The sequence below is a fragment of the Paeniglutamicibacter cryotolerans genome (genome assembly GCF_014190875.1).
In the GTDB taxonomy this organism is placed as follows: Bacteria; Actinomycetota; Actinomycetes; order Actinomycetales; family Micrococcaceae; genus Paeniglutamicibacter; species Paeniglutamicibacter cryotolerans.
In genome coordinates this window covers 1,960,491-1,978,105 of the sequence record NZ_JACHVS010000001.1, presented here as the reverse complement: position 1 = coordinate 1,978,105, position 17,615 = coordinate 1,960,491, and the positions used below count along the sequence as shown (strand labels likewise).

The 17,615-nt window shown below is 62.4% G+C and carries 8 protein-coding genes and 4 pseudogenes; 8 read left to right on the top strand and 4 right to left on the bottom strand.

The genetic code is table 11. The features are described 5' to 3' along the window. Positions 1–87: 87 nt before the first annotated feature. The 5 genes and pseudogenes from E9229_RS09190 to E9229_RS09170 all read left to right on the top strand — a co-directional run bounded on the left by E9229_RS09190 (position 88) and on the right by E9229_RS09170 (position 6,995). Positions 88–1,366 (top strand): annotated as a pseudogene (locus E9229_RS09190) (ISL3 family transposase). A gap of 277 nt (positions 1,367–1,643) precedes the next feature. Then, positions 1,644–3,080, top strand: a complete 1,437-nt coding sequence (tnpC, locus tag E9229_RS09185) for an IS66 family transposase (protein ID WP_183510899.1) — start codon at positions 1,644–1,646, stop codon at positions 3,078–3,080. Between the two features lie 187 nt (positions 3,081–3,267). Continuing rightward, positions 3,268–3,753, top strand: coding sequence for a recombinase family protein (locus E9229_RS19830; RefSeq protein ID WP_312855651.1), 486 nt, complete (start codon positions 3,268–3,270; stop codon positions 3,751–3,753). A 136-nt stretch (positions 3,754–3,889) separates the two neighbouring features. Next, a pseudogene (locus tag E9229_RS09175) lies at positions 3,890–4,504 on the top strand (helix-turn-helix transcriptional regulator); the annotation flags it as partial. 256 nt (positions 4,505–4,760) lie between these two features. Then, positions 4,761–6,995, top strand: coding sequence for a GmrSD restriction endonuclease domain-containing protein (locus E9229_RS09170; protein ID WP_183510897.1), 2,235 nt, complete (start codon positions 4,761–4,763; stop codon positions 6,993–6,995). A 113-nt stretch (positions 6,996–7,108) separates the two neighbouring features. Here the strand turns inward: E9229_RS09170 and E9229_RS09165 are convergent, their stop codons facing one another. From E9229_RS09165 to E9229_RS09155, 3 genes are all read right to left on the bottom strand, one after another. Next, entirely contained in the window at positions 7,109–7,480 is a 372-nt protein-coding gene (locus tag E9229_RS09165; RefSeq protein ID WP_221184418.1) for a putative immunity protein, read from the bottom strand. Positions 7,481–7,623: 143 nt separating this feature from the next. Next, a complete protein-coding gene (locus E9229_RS09160; protein ID WP_183510243.1) occupies positions 7,624–7,839 on the bottom strand; it encodes a hypothetical protein in 216 nt (71 codons plus the stop codon). Next, positions 7,836–9,092, bottom strand: coding sequence for an IS256 family transposase (locus E9229_RS09155; protein ID WP_183510242.1), 1,257 nt, complete (start codon positions 9,090–9,092; stop codon positions 7,836–7,838). The genes E9229_RS09160 and E9229_RS09155 overlap by 4 nt, the downstream gene beginning before the upstream one ends. A 2,447-nt stretch (positions 9,093–11,539) precedes the next feature. Here E9229_RS09155 and istA point away from each other — a divergent pair. The 3 genes and pseudogenes from istA to E9229_RS09140 all read left to right on the top strand — a co-directional run bounded on the left by istA (position 11,540) and on the right by E9229_RS09140 (position 16,168). Then, a pseudogene (gene istA, locus E9229_RS09150) lies at positions 11,540–13,007 on the top strand (IS21 family transposase). After that, positions 13,004–13,734, top strand: a pseudogene (gene istB / locus E9229_RS20065) (IS21-like element helper ATPase IstB). The pseudogenes istA and istB overlap by 4 nt, the downstream one beginning before the upstream one ends. Before the next feature lie 1,189 nt (positions 13,735–14,923). Further along, positions 14,924–16,168, top strand: coding sequence for an ISL3 family transposase (locus E9229_RS09140; RefSeq protein ID WP_183510896.1), 1,245 nt, complete (start codon positions 14,924–14,926; stop codon positions 16,166–16,168). Positions 16,169–16,717: 549 nt separating this feature from the next. Here the strand turns inward: E9229_RS09140 and E9229_RS19825 are convergent. Next, positions 16,718–17,581: a GIY-YIG nuclease family protein gene (locus E9229_RS19825; RefSeq protein WP_221184417.1), complete on the bottom strand. Its 864-nt coding sequence runs from the start codon at positions 17,579–17,581 to the stop codon at positions 16,718–16,720. Positions 17,582–17,615: the final 34 nt, after the last annotated feature.

Below are 17,615 nucleotides of genomic sequence, written 5' to 3'. Positions count from 1 at the left end.
TTAGCGTGGTGTCCCAAATATAGATAGGGCTCGTAGCCCTGCAAGTATTGGTGTTGTTCAAGACATTCATACTGAGGACTACGAGCCGTGTTCAAGGATACCGGCGCTGTTGATGCCGCGTCGATTTTGTTCAATCTCGAGGACTACCGGGTGCTGTCCGTGGAGACTTCCACGGCCGGGCGCACCGTTGTCGTCGAGCCGCTTTCCACCGAGGCCGGGTGCCCTTCCTGCGGGGTTCTTTCCTCGCGCATCCAGGCCAGACCCGTGCACCGGGTCAAGGACGTGGCCTGCGGCGGGAAGGACCTGCAGGTGCTGGTGCGCAAACGCAGGCTCGCCTGCCGGGAGGCTGCCTGCACGCGGCGCTCCTTTGTGCAGTGCACCGAGCAGCTGCCGCTGCGCTCACGGCTGACCACGCGCCTGGTGGGCGAGATCGTGGACGCCGGCATGAACGAGCTGCGCGCCGTGACGGGCATCGCCCGGGCGTCCGGTGTCTCCTGGCCGACGGTGATGCGCAAACTGACCGCCACCGAGAAGACCGTCGGGGACGTGGACGCCCGGCACGTGCGCTGGCTGGGCGTCGATGAGCACCGGTTTCGTAAGGTCCGCTACGTGCTGGGAACCACGGGCAAGGTGATGCGGGTCGAGCCGTGGTCGATCGTGTTCACGGAGACTGGAAACCGGCACGATCCTGGACGTTGTCGATGGCCGGCGCGGGCCCACGGTGCTCTCCTGGATCGGAAAGAGGCCCCGAGCCTGGAGGGACCGGGTGAGGATCGTGGCGATGGACATGTCAGCCGAGTTCCGCAAGGCGGTCCGCGAGGCGCTGCCTGAAGCGGAGATCACGGTGGACCATTTCCACGTTGTTGCCTTGAGTAATCGGATGGTCACCGCGGTGCGGTTGCGCCGCTCTCATGAGACGGTGGGCCGGCGCGGACGGATGACCGAACCGAGCTACAAGTACCGGAAACTGCTGACCTGCAACGTGGAGAACATGAGCTCCAGACAGCAGGTGCGGTTGGAGGAGATCATTGCCGCCGATATTGAGCTCGGTGTCGTGTATGCGGTGAAGGAGAAGGTCCGGGAGCTGCTAAAAACCACCGATTTGGAGGCGTTCGGAACGGCTTGGGAGGCGCTGGAAGCCGGCGTGCGGGCGACCACGATGCCGGAGGCAAAATCGCTGCTGCGGACCCTGAAGTCGTGGAAGGCGGAGCTTCAGGTGTTCTGCGTGACCCGGTTGACCAATGCCCGTAGTGAGGCGGCGAACCTGACGGCGAAGAACATGAAACGGATCGGCCGGGGCTACCGGAATCACCGGAACTATCGGCTTCGTATACTGTTGTCCACGGCGGGCCTCCGGCCGTGCTGAACACCAGCACCACGTCCAAAGTTCAAGAGCCCGGAAACTTGGCCACATTGAATATGAAGAGGTATCGCTTGACGATGGCGAACTTCCTTCCACAAGTTCCCTTCACCGATCCCCCAGCGCGACACCCACTGACAAAAGACCCGACATTTAAAAACATTGAAAATTCGTAACTGTTCAGGGGGTTGGTGCGGCGTGTTGCCGCGGTTTCCCGTCCCTGCGGGTGGATCCTGAAAGTGTTCGCAGATAGGCACCGTCTCGCCAGGGTTGGCTGGTTTCCATGTCCGATTCATCCGTTGTCCCCACGGTCCAGGCCTTGCTGGCCCGGCTGGAGGAACGCGATGCGCTGATCGTGCAACTGAAATCCGAGATCGACACTTTGAAGGCCACCGTCGCCACCCTCGAGGTTCGCCTGGGGAAAAACTCACAGAACTCCTCCAAGCCGCCCAGCACCGACGCGTTCATCAAACCCCCGCCCAGATCCCTGCGCCAGCCCACCGGGCGCAAGCCCGGCAAGCAGTCCGGGGAAGCGGGGATGCGCCTGGAGCCTGCCGAACACCCCGATGAAGTGCTCTTCCAGGAACCCGACGCCTGCGGACGGTGCGGGCTGGACCTGGCGGATGCACCAATATCCGGGGACCGTTTCCGGCAGGTCTTCGATCTGCCGCCGATCCGGCTCCAGATCGTTGAGCACCGGGTGCTCACCCGCACGTGTTCCTGCGGGCACCGCACCGAGGCCCTGTTCCCTCCCGAGGCGACTGCCACCACCTGCTATGGACCGCGGATCCAGGGACTTGGCGCCTACCTGCTGCACCGGCAGCACCTGCCGGTCGCCCGCACCGCCGAGCTCATGGCCGACGCGTTCGGCGCGCCGGTGTCCACCGGGTGGCTGGCTTCCCTGGCCGCCCGGGCAAAGACACTGCTGGAACCATTCCTCGAAACGGCCCGCCGGGGGCTGCGGCACGCCTCGGTGGTACACTTCGATGAGACGGGGGCCCGCGTCAACGGGGTGCTGCGGAGGGTGCACGTGGCATGCACGCCCGAGTTGACGCTGCTGCATCTGGCCACCGGCCGCTCAGCCGAGGCGATCGGCTCCGGCGGGATCCTGGGTCACGGTTTCACCGGGGTCGCGGTCCACGACGGGCTGCCGGCCTACCGGAAGTTCCCGGTGCAACACGGGTTGTGCGATGTCCACCACCTGCGGGAGTTGGACGGGATCGCGGAGGGCACCGGGCAGCAATGGGCCACCGGGCTGGCGGGGTTGCTGGTCGAAATCCTGGTGGCCGTCAACGAGGCCAAGGACGCCGGGCGGACCCGCTTGAACAAGCGGGTCCTGCGTGGCTACCGACGCCGATACCAACGCCTGGTTGCCGAGGGAATCAGGCTGAACCCGTTGCCTCCGCCCATCGGCAAACGCGGGCGTCCGGCCCTGGGAACCATCAGGTCCCTGCTCCGGCGCCTGGACGTGAACCGGGATGATGTCCTGCGTTTCGCGAGCGACTTCCGGGTCCCGTTCTCGAACAACGAAGCCGAGCGCGGTATCCGCATGGTCAAGCTGCAGCAGAAGGTCTCCGGCTCCTGGCGCTCATGGGACGGCGCCGAGGCGTTCCTGGCCATCCGCTCCTACGTGGGCACCGCCTGCAAGCAGGGCGCCAACACGCTCCGGGCGCTCCAGGACGCGTTCGCCGGGGACCCCTGGATCCCCGCCACCCCCTGAACAGTTACGAAAATTCAATTATTTCGGCAGCCTGCAGATTCGCGCATGCCCCGCCAGCACTAATGCCCGGTGAAGGTGGTGCAAACGCTACACAATCCATGTCACCGCACTTGGTCGGGTACGCCCGCGTCTCTCCACCAACCAACAAGACCTCTCCTCCCAGCAAGCGGGACTCCAGTCTCTCGGCGTGCCTGAGGATCTGGTCTATGTCAACCACGGCCTCACGGGACGGAACCGCGAACGCCCGGGACTGAACCAAGCCCTCGCCGCATGCCGGGCCGGGGACACCCTGGTGGTCACCAAGCTGGACCGGCTCGCCCGCTCCCTGCCCGACGCCCGCGACATCGTCGAGGACCTCACCAAGCGCAACATCAAGCTCAGTCTCGGCGGTTCCATCCACGACCCCACCGGCCCCGTCGGCCAGCTGCTGTTCAACGTCCTGGCCATGGTCGCCGAATTCGAATCCGACCTCATCCGCGCCCGCACCCGCGGAGGCATGCAAATCGCCAAGGCCAAGGGCAGGCTCCGCGGCAAACAGCCCAAGCTCTCCCCCGCCCAGGAAAAACACCTCGTCGCCCTCCACCGCGGAGGCCAGCACACCAGCGCCGAAATCGCCGAACTCTTCGGAGTGGCCCGGAGCACGGTGTACCGGATCATTCAGCGTTCTCACTAGGCTTCCGACACTGCCATACGGCAGCAATGCGTTAGTGGCCTAAGCCGGAATGCTCACGGCTGACCTTGTGGTCGTCTTGCCTTCGGCCAGCTTGAGTGGTTAAGCCGCAGCGGCGCGTGGGGGGTCCGCCGAACGGTTGGCCGGAGAGTGCGAGGTTTCCGTGCGCACGATCAAGAGAGACCTCGATGCGCTGGAGAACAGCGGCGCGCCTCTATGGGCGCGCCCAGGTCCGGGCGGTGGGTACGGATTGGCCGCCGACGCGTCCCTGCCACCCGTCAGCCTGTCTCCCGCGCAGGCCGTGGCGCTCATGGCGGCCGTGTCCGCCGCACCCGATGCCCCTACGCCGACCTGGCAGCAGCCGGTATCCAGAAGATCCTGGACGTCCTCGATCCAAGAACGCGGGCAAGAGCCGACGAGCTGGCCCACCGTATCTAGGTCAGCACGCCGCCCTCCTCATCGCGCATGGTCAGGTCCCCCCCTGGAGGAAGCGATGGCCGAGCATTGAGTAGTCCGCATTCGCTACACATCGAGAGACAGGACCACGACCACCCCTGACGTCGAACCCGTGTTGTTCGCCTCCACGGACGGCCAGTGGTACCTCGTAGGGTGGTGCCGAATGCGCGACGCAATGCGACGGTTTACCGTATCGCGCATCGAGCAGGCCGCGGTAACCAAGGCGGCCTGCAGCGGCCACACCATCCCCGAGGTCGGAGAACCCCCAGCGAACCCCAGACCGGCGCACAGCCAGGGCGAGTGCATCACTGAAGCAGCATGTCCGGTAAATATCCATAGAGGCCATTCCATGCCGGAAACGGCCGTTTCCGATGGACACCGGAGGCGCGGCGCGGCGCGCCGAGACCGTTGGTGATCCTGAACGTCAGCGACGCTGTGTAGGTTCAGATGTGGGTCTGTCTCGGGCCATCCCTTAAGGAGAACCGATGACAGCGGATGACAATTGATTCACCCAGCTAGGAATACGCAGTTATGACGACGAACGAGAACAAGGCATGAAGCCCGAAAAGGTCAATCCACGGGAGGTCTTCTATCAGCCCTCAAGAATGGTGGTGCCACTTTTCCAGCGCCCTTACGTCTGGTCCAAGGAGCGGCAATGGCAGCCCCTCTGGGAGGACATAGCGCGGCTCGCTGATGTGCTGGCCACGAAGAACCCGGCCGCCACGCACTTCCTCGGCGCTTTCGTCGTACAGCAGCTGCCTTCCACGCTTGGCACCATGCAGGAGTGGAGTGTCATCGATGGTCAGCAGCGACTCACGACGCTCCAGATCCTCCTCGATTCACTTCACTCGCAGCTTGAATCCCGCGGTCTGGCAATGCTCGCGGCACAGGTCGAGCCGCTCATCGTCAATCCGGCCGCCTTCCACAAGAAGCCTGAGGACCGCTACAAGGTCTGGCCGACGAATCTCGACCGGGCGGGATTCAAATCGGTCATGAGCGCCCCTGCTCCGGTTGACTATTCGAGCGTCGTGCCGTCGCGGCTCGCTGAGGCGCATCAGTACTTCAGCGACTCCATCGGCGCGTGGCTCGACAAAGCGGACGAGCTCGAGATCAGCGCGAAGCTCCTCGTTGATGCCGTGTCCGGTCAGCTTGAGATCGTGAGCATTCGCCTCGACGCGACAGAGGATGCGCAGGCGATCTTTGAGACGCTGAATGCACGGGGCGAGCCGCTGAGCGCCGCGGACCTCATCAAGAACTTCATCTTCCAGAATCACGCCGGAACCGAAGCGGAAGTCGAAGTCGCGTACCTCAGTAACTGGGCTGAACTCGAGAGTCCGTGGTGGGTCACTCAGGTCACGGCCGGACGCACCTCGCACCCGCGTGCGTCCTGGTTCCTCTGGCACTGGCTGCGCGCCCGACGGCTCGAAGACTTCCCGATCCGAGAGCTATTCACGCAATTCAAGGGCTACGTGACCGACAGGCGGCCCGACCTGTCCAGTTTGCTACCGGAGATCAAGACGGCTGCGGATAGATATCGGTTCGTCATCGAGGGGGCGCAAGCGGTAAACGGTCCGTTGACGAGGGTGCAATGGTTCAGTTATCGTGTCGGCACTCTCGATTCTGAGGTCGTGCGACCGCTGCTGATCTGGCTCGATGAGGAGCCGCAATCCGATGTTCCGGAAAAAGACAAGACCCAGATCCTCAAGTACCTCGAAAGCTGGTTCGTCCGCCGCGCGATCGTAAAAGCGCCCTCGCAGGGCACAAACCGATTCATGGTCGACCTCATCGTCCACCTCAGCAGGCAGCCGCACGATCGTCTGGCCATTGAAGTCCAGTCCTACCTCGCTTCGAACAAGACGCCCGTCGGGTACTGGCCGGACGACACAGAGGTCGCCTCGACGCTGAAGGGTGCGCCCGCATACAACAAGTATCTCCGTGCTCGACTCCGAATGATCCTTGAAGCGCTCGAAGACTACCGCCGTGGTTACCCTGATTGGAATGCACTCGGTATGGGGCCGATCGCGCGTGGGGTCGGTACGGTCGAGCACTTACTCCCTCAAAAGTGGCGGGCAAACTGGCCGGCTATATGGTCGCCCGACGAAGCCGAAACGAAGGCGGCGTCACGCGACCGCACTCTGCACGAACTCGGCAACCTCACCTTAGTGACCCAGAAACTGAATTCGAAGGTTTCAAACGGATCATGGTCGAAGAAGGTAGAGCACTTTCAGCACATCAACGACGTGCTCCTCACGAACGATGTCATTCAGTCCGCGCCGACCAATTGGGACGAGACGCTGATCACTGCGCGTACGACGATGCTCGCGGCGTCGGTCCTAAAGGTTTGGCCTGCACCAGCAGGACATATTGGGCTCGCAACGCAGCCGGTCCAGCCTGAAGCTTCGGGGGAAGTCGACCTGGCGCTACTTGTCTCGGAGGGGCTCATTCAGCCGGGAACCGTGCTCGTCGCTCGCCCCGCTGTCCTGAACGGTGCGACCGCCGCGGTCGGGCTCGACGGGCGCGTGTTCGTCGACGATGTTGGTTATGACACGCCGTCCGCGGCGGGGGTGGCTGCCAACTCGACCGGCCTGTATCGGGGCGTCATCAATGGTTGGCGATTCTGGAAGATCCAGGAGTCTGGGAAGTCGCTCTGGGAGGTTCGCAACGAATACCGCGCCAGCCTTGGCGAAGATGACCGAGGAAACGAGGTCGGCGAGGATGTCCAAGACTCAGAGCAGATCGAGGCCGAACTGGTCGTCGCGGAGAGCACAAACGAAGCTGACGACGAATAGGTCAGCAGGCTTCTGGCGCTTCGGACGCGCTGGGGCGAATTTTGCCGAGCATCATCCACACTGTGCCGCGCACCCAGGTGACTCATACTCAAGAGACGGCGATATCTGTTCGGTCACAGATCCTCAAACGGAATGTTCGAAGGGCTCGCCAGCAGGCTTACTTGGGTCGAAAACCGACCAGCAGATGTCGTTGCGCAACCGCTGGTTTTAGGTACTAGCTCTTGAATGACCATTGGGCGCTGTTCGCGCTGCCATTGACACTCGAGTTGCCCTGCGGCGACATGCGCGACGACACCGGCCTGGCCGGCCGTATACGCGGGATAGCGTGCTGCCCCCACGTAGGTCTCTGGCCGCGCGCCCATCGCATGCCTGCCTACGGCGCGCGTCTTCATCATTTTGGCCTCGCCACGCACCCAAGCGCGGGCACTCTGAAGTATCCCGGAAATCATGCCGTCTTTTTGCGAGAGGCATCTTTCCCGGGTCACCTCAGATTTCCATCCACGTGAAAATGTCCAGTTAGCTTCCTAGAGCGTGCAAGAAAATGTCGGCACCACCGAGCCATGAGCCTAACCAGGGTCAAGTCCCGTGGAGTGGTGTAACCGTTTTGGTGCTTCGAGGTTGGTGAGGGCTAGAAGCTGTGGTTATCTGACTCGGTGAAGGGTACCTCCTCGTGGGTGATGCCGGCGTGCTGCCAAGCGGGGTTGATCGTGCCGTCGGGCTGCCAGAAGTCCGCGGGCCAGGGCGCCGGGCAGCCGTGCTCGTCCCACCAGCCGGTGTCGTGGCCGGCAGCAAGAAGCGCGGGGTCGTCCCCGCGTTCCGGGGCAGCGGTCCGGGTGTGGCTCATGCGGCGGCTTCCAGGGTTTCCAGTCCGGGCAGGTCGCTGCGTGTTTCGGGGCCGGAGTCCACGATGGTGAGGCGGCAGCGGGCCAGGACTTCAAGGCCGAAGTAGCGGCGCCCCTCGGCCCATTCATCACTTTGCTCCGCCAGGACGGCCCCGACCAGGCGGATGATCGCGTCGCGGTTGGGGAAGATCCCGACCACGTCGGTCCGGCGGCGGATCTCCTTGTTCAAACGCTCATTGGGATTATTGGACCAGACTTGCTGCCAGACATCCTTCGGGAACGCAGTGAACGCGAGGATGTCGGCACGGGCTGCGTCCAGGTGCTCGAACACCTTCGGGAGCTTTTCCTCGACGTAGTCCAGGAGCCGGTCGAACTGGGCGTTCACGCTGGCTGCATCCGGCTGGTCATAGACCGAGTGCAGCATGGCTTTCACCGCCGGCCAGAGGTTTTTCGGGGTCGCTGACATCAGGTTCGCCGCATAGTGGGTGCGGCAGCGTTGCCAGGACGTCCCGGGAAGGTTCGCCGCGATGGCCTCGACCAGGCCGGCATGCGCGTCGGAAGTGACCATCAGGACCCCGGTCAGGCCGCGGGCCACCAGGTCGGCGAAGAACATGTTCCAGGCGGCCTTGGTCTCGCTGGTGGCCACGCGGACCCCGAGGACCTCGCGGTGACCGTCCGCGTTGACGCCGGTGGCGACCATGACCACCGCATTGATCACCCTCCCGGCCTCGCGGACCTTCATCGTCAGTGCGTCGGCGGCGACGAACGTGAACGGGCCCGCATCGCCCAGCGGCCGGGTGCGGAACGCGTGGACCTGCTCGTCGAGGTCCGTGGCCATGCGGGAGACCTGTGATTTGGACAGGGAGTGGATGCCCAGGGTTTTCACGAGCTTGTCCATGCGCCGGGTGGAGACCCCGGCAAGGTAGCAGTCAGCGACGACGGTGATCATGGCCGCTTCGGCGCGCTTGCGGCGCTCCAGGAGCCAGTCGGGGAAGTAGGTGCCCTGGCGCAGTTTCGGGATGGCGACATCGATGGTGCCGGCGCGGGTGTCGAGCTCGCGGTGGCGGTAGCCGTTGCGTTGGGCCAGGCGCTCGGATGAGGGCTTGCCCCATTCGGCGCCGGCCACGGCGTCCGCGTCGGCTGAAAGCAGGGCATTGATCATGGTTTGCAGCAAGTGACGCATCAGATCGGGCGACGCGTCGCCTAATGCTTCGGAAAGTACGGTGGCAGGGTCGACAATATGAGGAGCGGTCATCGTGAGATGTCCTTTCGAGTGGGATGTGAGAGTTTCCTCGAAGGACCCACGGTGACCGCGCCCGTTTCACGAACGTACAGGTCACTGGTGGGTGTTACACCACTCTACGGGGCACTACTCTAACCAGACGTAGTTAACTCGTCTCCTGTCGTCTGATTGGGGTATACCCCAAACTGGCACGTGTGACCTGGCGCGCTATTTCACGCCATTGCTACCCATGCCCCACCCCCAGGCGGAAGCTCTAGCGGGCGGCCGAGGAACACCCGAGGAGGCAAGGGGTGAGCTCTTGGAGAGCGTCAACTCCGATTCCTGCCCTGGTGCGCGCAACTGGTGAGCGATGCAAACTTTGACACGAACGGCATGAGGCGGGCTAGTGATGGATATAGCTCCATCTCTAGCCCGCCCCATAGGGTGTTGCTTTACTGCTGTGGCCGTCTCAAGCTGTCCTACGGCCCGGTACTGCAGGTACTACCGGTGTTGCTGGTACTGCTGTGGTCGTCTCAAGCTGTCCGACGACCACGCCCTCCGGGTACTGCTTTACTGATTTACTGCTGGTACTGCCGGTTTTGCTGCGGCCGTCTCAAGCTGTCCGACGGCCGGATACTGCTGGTACTGCTTTACTGCTGGTACTGCTTGATTGCCGGGGTAACTGGTTCTGCTGTACTGCTGCGGTCGTCTCAAGCTGTCCGACGACCACGCCCTCCGGCTACTGCTTTACTGCTGGTGTTGCTGGTACTGCTTGATTGCCGGGGTAACTGGTTCTGCTGTACTGCTGCGGCCGTCTCAAGCTGTCCGACGACCACGCCCTCCGGCTACTGCTTTACTGCTGGTGTTGCTGGTACTGCTGTACTGCTGTACTGCTGCGGTCGTCTCAAGCTGTCCGACGACCACGCCCTCCGGCTACTGCTTTACTGCTGGCACTTCTTTACTGCGGTGGCCGTCTCAAGCTGTCCGACGGCCGGGTACTGCCATGCGGGGTTCCCCCGAAAGGAAGCAACTGCAGCTTCCTCAATCTGGGGGTAATTCGCTCTCCTCCCCCGCATGCCAAAAAATATAGTACTGCTTCCAGAGAAAATCAAATCCCCAAGTTTCCGGGGTTTTTGGAGGGGTTGGGCACCAAACCAAGCGAGGTCGCTGGCTTACGGCATGGTCCCCTCGGGATGCCCCGGGGTAACGGGGACCTGGCCGTAGCGGACTCACCGGCGGGCAGATCCTGCCGGCCGGCGGTGGACCCACCGGGACGAGGAGCTGTCGATCGCGGTCATCGGGTTGCCACAAGCAAAGGCGCTACCTCAGGGGACAACCAATGAGTAGTCGAAGTCTTCGTAGCCGATGCTTGCGGTCAGTTCCTTGGTGCGGTTCTGGTCCTGGCAACGCAGCAAAATCGCTCATCGCGGCACGGAAGCCGCCGCAGAACCGCCTGGTGCGGCCGAGGGCACACCTCTGGCGCTTGATTCACACGGATCCTTGCCGGTTCTGCTGAAGAAACGGGTGTTCTCGGGTGCTTGGGCTTTGACCTGCAAGTTCCTGCCCGTGGGGTCATCGACACCCTTGTGGTCCAGGACCTTGATGCAGTCCGCTGAAAAGGTTGGTTCGGCGCGGGACCGGACCCCTGAGCTTGTTGGTCCGGAATGAGGCTTGGTTCCCCCTGGTCGCCTGGGGTTGCCACTGGCTGTATTCAGCCACGGAAGCACTGGGCAGGGATGGATTTGACAGGGCCCGGCACTCGTTATTAGCCTATTGCTACTTGCATCCGTTGATGGATTTGACCGGCCAAGAGGGGAGGGACACGTCGCCGTTAAGCTAAACCTAAACCGAGACAAACCACCCCATTCATCGAGGGCCCCTCTGGCATAGAGGGGCCTTCTGTTTACCCGGAACGAGTCCCTCGTCCGCCCTCGAGGTGCGGGCATCTTGCCGCCTCTGCCCGGGCCGGGGAAAACAGCGAAGACGTTTATCCCCCAAGCGGTGAAACCTCAAGCGTCCGGCCGTGGAATCCCCGGCCGGGCGCTTGAGGCGATTCCATGGTGGTCGGCGACAGTCTGCCGGGCAGATGTTTCTCGCCGTGCAGTTCTTCCCTGGACGACGCCAACGGGCTGCCGGGCTGCGCCTTTTTTAGTAGGGGCGGTACTCGTCCACCATCGGGCAGTCGAACGGGTCGCAGGCGGAGATGTGTGTGATCGACTATCTGTAGGCCGTTTGAGCCAAGGAATCCAGCCAAGTTGGTGGCCGGTTTCCAGCCAAAAGAGCGGTAAGAATCAGGCCAGAGAATTCCACCCGGAAATCATCATTCCCGGACTGGCCTGCAGAGAAAGACCACCCGGTGGTTCGGGCCCGTCCAGTGTGTCAAGGCACATGGGCCCGCCACCACCCAGATAAGTTCCATACGGCGCTGCCATTGCAAAGCGTGTGCGCCGGAAGGAACTGGAAAGCAGATGACGGTACCCATGTCCGTACAAGAAAATATCAGAACTATGGATTCCCAGGGAATCTCGGGCCGGGAGATCGCCCGACGGTTGGGAGTCAGCCGGGACGCGGTCTCCAAGTACGCCAACCAACAGGATTTCTCCCCGGCCCCGGCGGCCCCCACCGCCCGGCCGGGCGCCTCGGTGCTCACCGGGTTCGAGCACCACATCGGGCAGTGGCTCACCGATGATGATCGCCGACCGCGCAAGCAGCGGCATACGGCCAAACGGGTCTTTGACCGGCTCGTGGAGGAACACGGTTTCACCGGCGCGTATTCGGCGGTGCAGCGGTACGCGAAGAAATGGAAGGCCGCCCACCGGAAGCCCGGGGAGGGCTTCACCGAGCTTCTCTGGCCCGCCGGCACCGTGCAGGTCGACTTCGGGCAGGCCGAAGCCATCATTGCCGGGGTCCGGCAGGTGCTGCACATCTTCTTGGTGACCTTCCCGTTCTCGAACATGCGCTTCGTACAGGCCTACCGCGGCGAGACCGCCGAATGCGTCGCCCACGGGCTGCGCACCGTGTTCGAGCACATCAACGCGGCGCCACGGCACCTGGTGTTCGACAACGCCACGGGCATCGGTCGGAGGGTCGGAACCAAGGTCGTCGAGTCGAAGCTCTTTGGTGCGTTCAAGCTCCACTACCGGTCCGAATCACGCTATTGCAACGCGTATTCGGGGCATGAGAAGGGCAACGAAAGAAAACGCGGTCGGGTTCCTGCGCCGCAACTTCATGGTCCCGCTGCCAGAAGCTGCCTCCCTGGCCAGGCTCAATGAGGTGTTGATGGCCAAATGCGACTCGTTGGCCGCCACCGTGCACTACCGCAAGGGCCTGCCCCTGGGCGAGCTGTTTGCCCAGGACGTGGCCGCGTCCCTTCAGCTGCCGGGGATCGGTTTCGAAGCGGTGCGCTACGAATCGCGCAGGGCCGACAAGACCGGGAACCTGCTCATTGATGGGAACACCTACGCAGCCGGGCCAATGTTCAATGGGCGGATGCTCACCGTGGGGCTGGGCCATGAGGTGGTGCAGATCCTGGACGAGCACTCGGCACCGGTGCGCACCTTCGAGCGTGTCTTCGGGACGCAGGCCGAGACGATCTTCGACCCGGCGTCCCCTCTCCCGTTGCTGGTGACCAAACCCGGTGCGTGGTCCCATTCCCCGTTGCGGACCCTGGTCAGCGACCCGGTGCGCGACTGGCTGGATGCGGCCACCGCCACCAACCGGCGCCGGTTGTTCAGCGCGGTGGACGCCGCGTCCGGGACCACCGGGTTCGATACCGCGATCCAGGCCGCCGACACCCTGATCCAGCGCGGGGACGAACCGGACATGGCCATGCTGGGCATGCTGGCCCGCCGCCTGGCCGACGGGACCGAACCACCGGCGGCCAACGTGGATCTGAGCGTCTATGACACCTTCACCATCCTGAACACCAGCACGGGAGAAGTCGCATGAATCCGATCACCGTCCAGGAGATCCTCGAGGCCGGAAAGCACGCCTCGCTGACCGGCAGCGTACTCACCGAGTGGGCCGAGAAAGGCACCCCGAAACAACGCGAATACCTGCACGGGGTCCTGGTCGCCGAGCACGAATCCCGACTCGAATCCCGGCGCCAGCGGCTGCTGAAGGCAGCGCGGCTGCCGGCCTTGAAAACCCTGAGCGGCTTCGACTACACCTGCGTGAAGTTCACCGGGGACTACGGACATGAGCCCCTGGAGTCCCTGGATTTCATCGACCGCGCCCAAGACCTCGTCCTCTATGGCGACGTGGGGACCGGCAAGACGCACATGGCCACCGCCTTGGTGGCCGCGGCCTGCCGGCGGGGCATCGCGGCCAGGTTCTTCACACCTCGGCGTTGGTGATGATGCTGCGCCGGGCCAAGGAGGAGGACCGGTTGGATAAGGAGCTCGCATCCCTGGCCAAAAATCAGGTCTTGGCCATCGACGAGCTGGGCTACCTGCCGATCGACACCGAGGGTGCCAGGCTGTTGTTCCAGGTCATCGCCGACAGCTATGAGAACCGTAGCTTGATCATTACCACCAACCTGGAGTTTTCAAGGTGGGGGACGGTGTTTGGGGATGACAACATGGCCGCTGCCGTCATCGACCGGCTGGTCCACCACGGAAGGCTGCTGCAGTTCCGTGGGGAGTCCTACCGGGTCAAGAACGCCCTGATGAAATAGGCCAAACGCCAACATGGCAGGAAAACGAGCCCAGGTGGCCTGATTCTTAGCGCTTTAATGGCCGACTTGAAGTTGACGAAACACACGGAGAGCCCGACCATGTTGAGGTGGCTGATCACTGGGGCGTAGGACTGCGCCGGCATCGCCACCGTGTACGGGACCTGGAGTTCCTCGCAGTACTCGCGGACGATTCGTGCGACACCCGGCAGGTTGGCGCCCGGCATCGAGGGGAAGAAGTCGTGCTCGGCTAAACCGGCTCCCCCGGGTCTTATCAAAGGTTAGATTTCGTCCTCTTTGAGAAATAGGACACGAGACACCATGTTGAGAATTTTGGTTTCCCCGAAATTCGGCTGTTCATGGCGTTTAGATTTCGGCGTGGGGACAAGCGGTGCGGCATCCCATCAAAGGATCCTTTGATTGGACTCCGTCACCAGACGATCAATCCGGCCATTGCAATGCACCAGCTTCCTGATGAAACCCAACCAATAGGCGCGGCCCTCATTGGTGCCGCACCTATTAATGAATTTGCATGGCGCTGCAACCCCACCAGCAGGGGCAGCCGTTCCAATGAGTACGGGCCCAGGGTATGTACACACAACAGGCCGGACCACCACAACGCTGCAAGGGTGCACGATGCTGTCGAGAGTATGTAAACGCCCTACGCCAAAGTACGTCACAGTCGAAGGCGAGCCGGCCAATCCGCTGAATGCAAAACCTCTTCTAGGATAGGTTTTGATAATGAGAAATTGGCGCTCCCTTCATCCCAATATCCGACTGACGCTCATAGTCGTGATCTCAGCCGCTGCTGGTGCGTTCCTATTTCAGAACATTAGGTTTGCTCCCGCGCGCCCCTTCGTCAATATCGATCTCATGCCGATCTGGAAAACATTTTCGGCGGTTGCCACTGACAGTGAATTCTGGAAAACAGTTCTTCCAGTGCTTAGCGTCATCGCTGGCATCTGGCTAACCTCCCGGTTGTCTCACAAACGTGAACTTCACAAAGATCTTCGCGATCGACTAATGAGCGCCACTTTCGATAGCTTGACCGCATGCAGGAAACTAACGGAATCCCTAAACGAATGGTTCTCCTGACTGAGATGTGGGTCGGGGAAAGCATGGTACGAAAAAGCATGGGCAACCCCGGTAGGTTTGGAAGTTCTCACACCAACAGACCTACACGGAGTCACCCATGCGAGCTTCCACTCTACTGAACCGCGTCTTCACATTCACCGGCGCCACGGTCACCGCCGTGGATTACCCCGGCCACGGACCGGTCACCGCCACCGTCAAACTCACCGCCCGCACGAAACTTTCCTGTCCGCACTGCCCCTTCAGCACCACCGCCAGCTATGACACCCGCTGGAACGCATCCTCTTGGCGGCACCTGGACACCGCCGGAACACCAATGATCCTGAAGATGCTGCGCCGGCGCCTACGCTGCCCCGCCCACGGAGTCGTGGTTCAGGCCGTGCCCTTCGCTCGCCATGGCTCCCGGTTCACCCGTGACTTCGAGGACCTGGTCGCTTGGCTGGTGACCCGTATGGACAAGTCCAGCGTCTCCGCTTTCACCCGGATTGCCTGGCGCACCGTGGGGGCGATCTGCGAACGCGTGGTCGCGGACCAGCTCGATGCCTCCCGCTTCGGGAACCTGGTGAACCTGGGCGTGGATGAAATCTCCTGGCGTAAGCACCACAACTACCTCACCCTGGTTTCGGACCATGAAACCTCCACCATCCTCTGGGGATCAGCCGGGAAGAACGCCGCGACGTTGGATCAGTTCTTCTCCGAGATCGGCCCCGAAAATACCGCGAACATTCAGGCGGTGAGCATGGACATGGGGGCCGCGTTCATCAAGTCGGTGAAGGCCAACGCACCGAACGCTGCCATCTGCATCGACCCGTTCCATGTGGTCCAGCTTGGCACCAAGGCCCTGGAAACCGTACGCCGGGCCCACTGGCAGCGTGCCCGGTCCCTGCCGGATCAGGCGTTTGCGAAGAAGTATCAGGGCAACCGCTACGCCCTGCTGAAAAACCCCGGAACTCTCACCCCCACGCAACAAGAAACCTTGGAACAGCTGCGTGAGGACGGCGGGACACTCTGGGAGGGATATCTGCTCAAGGAGTCCCTGCGCGAGGTCTTTGCCGGGGACCTGGAACCTGAGGTGGTGATGGCGATGATCCAGTCCTGGTGCGATGCGGCCACCACCAGCGGGTTGGGGCCGTTCATGAAGGCCGGGGCAACCCTGCGCGGGCACATCGACGGGGTCCATGCCGCGGTGACCCGCGGGCTGTCCAATGGGAAGCACGAGGGCCTGAACAATAAGATCCGCACCATGACCCGCCGCTCCTACGGATTCCACAGTCCCGAGGCCGCGTTGGCGTTGATCATGCTCGCCTGCGGACCGGTGGAAGTCAGGCTCCCGTACCAGAGATAACGGGACCCACATTCACGTCAGGAGAACCAAACGAATTTGGTACCCATGCACCGAGAGGCGGTGGTCGAACCCGACCTGCTGATAACGAAGAAGCCGAATGGGAAGAAATCGACGCCGAGGAAGCCGCCGAATCAGACCAGCAGGCCGCCGACGCCTTCACAGACATCGTTAAGGCTCTCGACATCTTAGAAGAACGAAACTTAGAACTGTCCATCGTCGCACCCGATGATCTAAGAGAAGCCTTTGAAGCAATCCAGCATCGTGTATATGAATACCTAATGGGACTCGATGGAATGATTAAAGGCAGCGTCCTTCAACAAACTATGGACGATGTGGAGCAACTCTTTAAAGCGGCTCAGAAGAAATCACGCCAAGCAGTCCGATCCCCCCAATTCTAGATAACAGACATGAGTCCCGAAAATCATGCCGCCGTCTTGTAAGAGGCATGGTTACCAAGACATATCCGGTCCTTCCCAGACATTCGCGGTCTTGTAGCCTTCACCGCGGGCATGTCCGATCGCAACAGGTTCGCTCCGAAACCGGATGCCGTTACAGCGGGGCGACCAATTCGCGTTCCTGCCAGTCCCCGTAGGTACGCTGGCTCGTTGTTTCGATCCATTCCTTGCGGCCGTTGGAGGCCCGGCCCAGGATTACCGCTGCCGCGGCGCTGGGGCTGGCGAAGACCTGGTCCCGGGCAAAGATGGCGCCGTCCTTCGCCGACGCATCACGGATGGTGATGGCGCCTTCGCGTTCGAGGTCTTCGCGCAGCGGGCGATATCCCGCGGCATTGGCCGTGCCCACCCAGGATCCGCGGGCGGGCGAGCCGGCGCGAACTGTGAACTCCCCATCGACTTCCACAGCCCGGGCCATGGTTCCCGTATTGGAGAGCTTCAGTTTGAATTCCGCGGTCTTGACGGAGACATTCACGTTTTCGGCTGGGGATGGAATCGTCGCGGGGGCGCGGAAGATGTTGATGCCCAGGACGGGGAGGGCGATCAGCGCCTGGGTGATGAAGTACTCCATGTCCGAAACATCTGATTCCGGCAGCGCCGGCGGTGTCGGCGCAGTTCCGTTCACGATTTCAGACCGTGCTGCCTGGTGGCCCAGGGCTATGAGGCGGGCCTCCAGGTAGCGAGCGTGGGCCTTGGTGAGGTTTGTATCCTTGCTGGTCAGTAGTATGGCGCGGTTCCAGAATTCCTTGTCCTCCGAGCGGGTGTGCTCATAGAGTCTGCGGCTGATGTCGTCCCCTTCACCAATATATGATTTGATCCCGCCGGGGCTGGTGGGCGACCCCTCCCCCAGGAGCACATAGATACCGGTGCGTTTGGCCTCGGGCCGTTTGACTAGTTCCGCGATGCCGCTGCGTGGGCCGGCCAGGACATGGCCCGTCCAATTCATGATTTCGGCGGTCACCAAACCACCAGGGGTGCCATCCACCAGAAACAGG

Excerpts from the sequence above, each read along its gene's own strand:
- tnpC (WP_183510899.1), top strand. The coding sequence starts at position 1,644 with ATGTCCGATTCATCCGTTGTCCCCACGGTCCAGGCCTTGCTGGCCCGG.
- E9229_RS09170 (WP_183510897.1), top strand. The coding sequence starts at position 4,761 with ATGAAGCCCGAAAAGGTCAATCCACGGGAGGTCTTCTATCAGCCCTCA.
- E9229_RS09160 (WP_183510243.1), bottom strand. The coding sequence starts at position 7,839 with ATGAGCCACACCCGGACCGCTGCCCCGGAACGCGGGGACGACCCCGCG.
- E9229_RS09155 (WP_183510242.1), bottom strand. The coding sequence starts at position 9,092 with ATGACCGCTCCTCATATTGTCGACCCTGCCACCGTACTTTCCGAAGCA.
- E9229_RS09140 (WP_183510896.1), top strand. The coding sequence starts at position 14,924 with ATGCGAGCTTCCACTCTACTGAACCGCGTCTTCACATTCACCGGCGCC.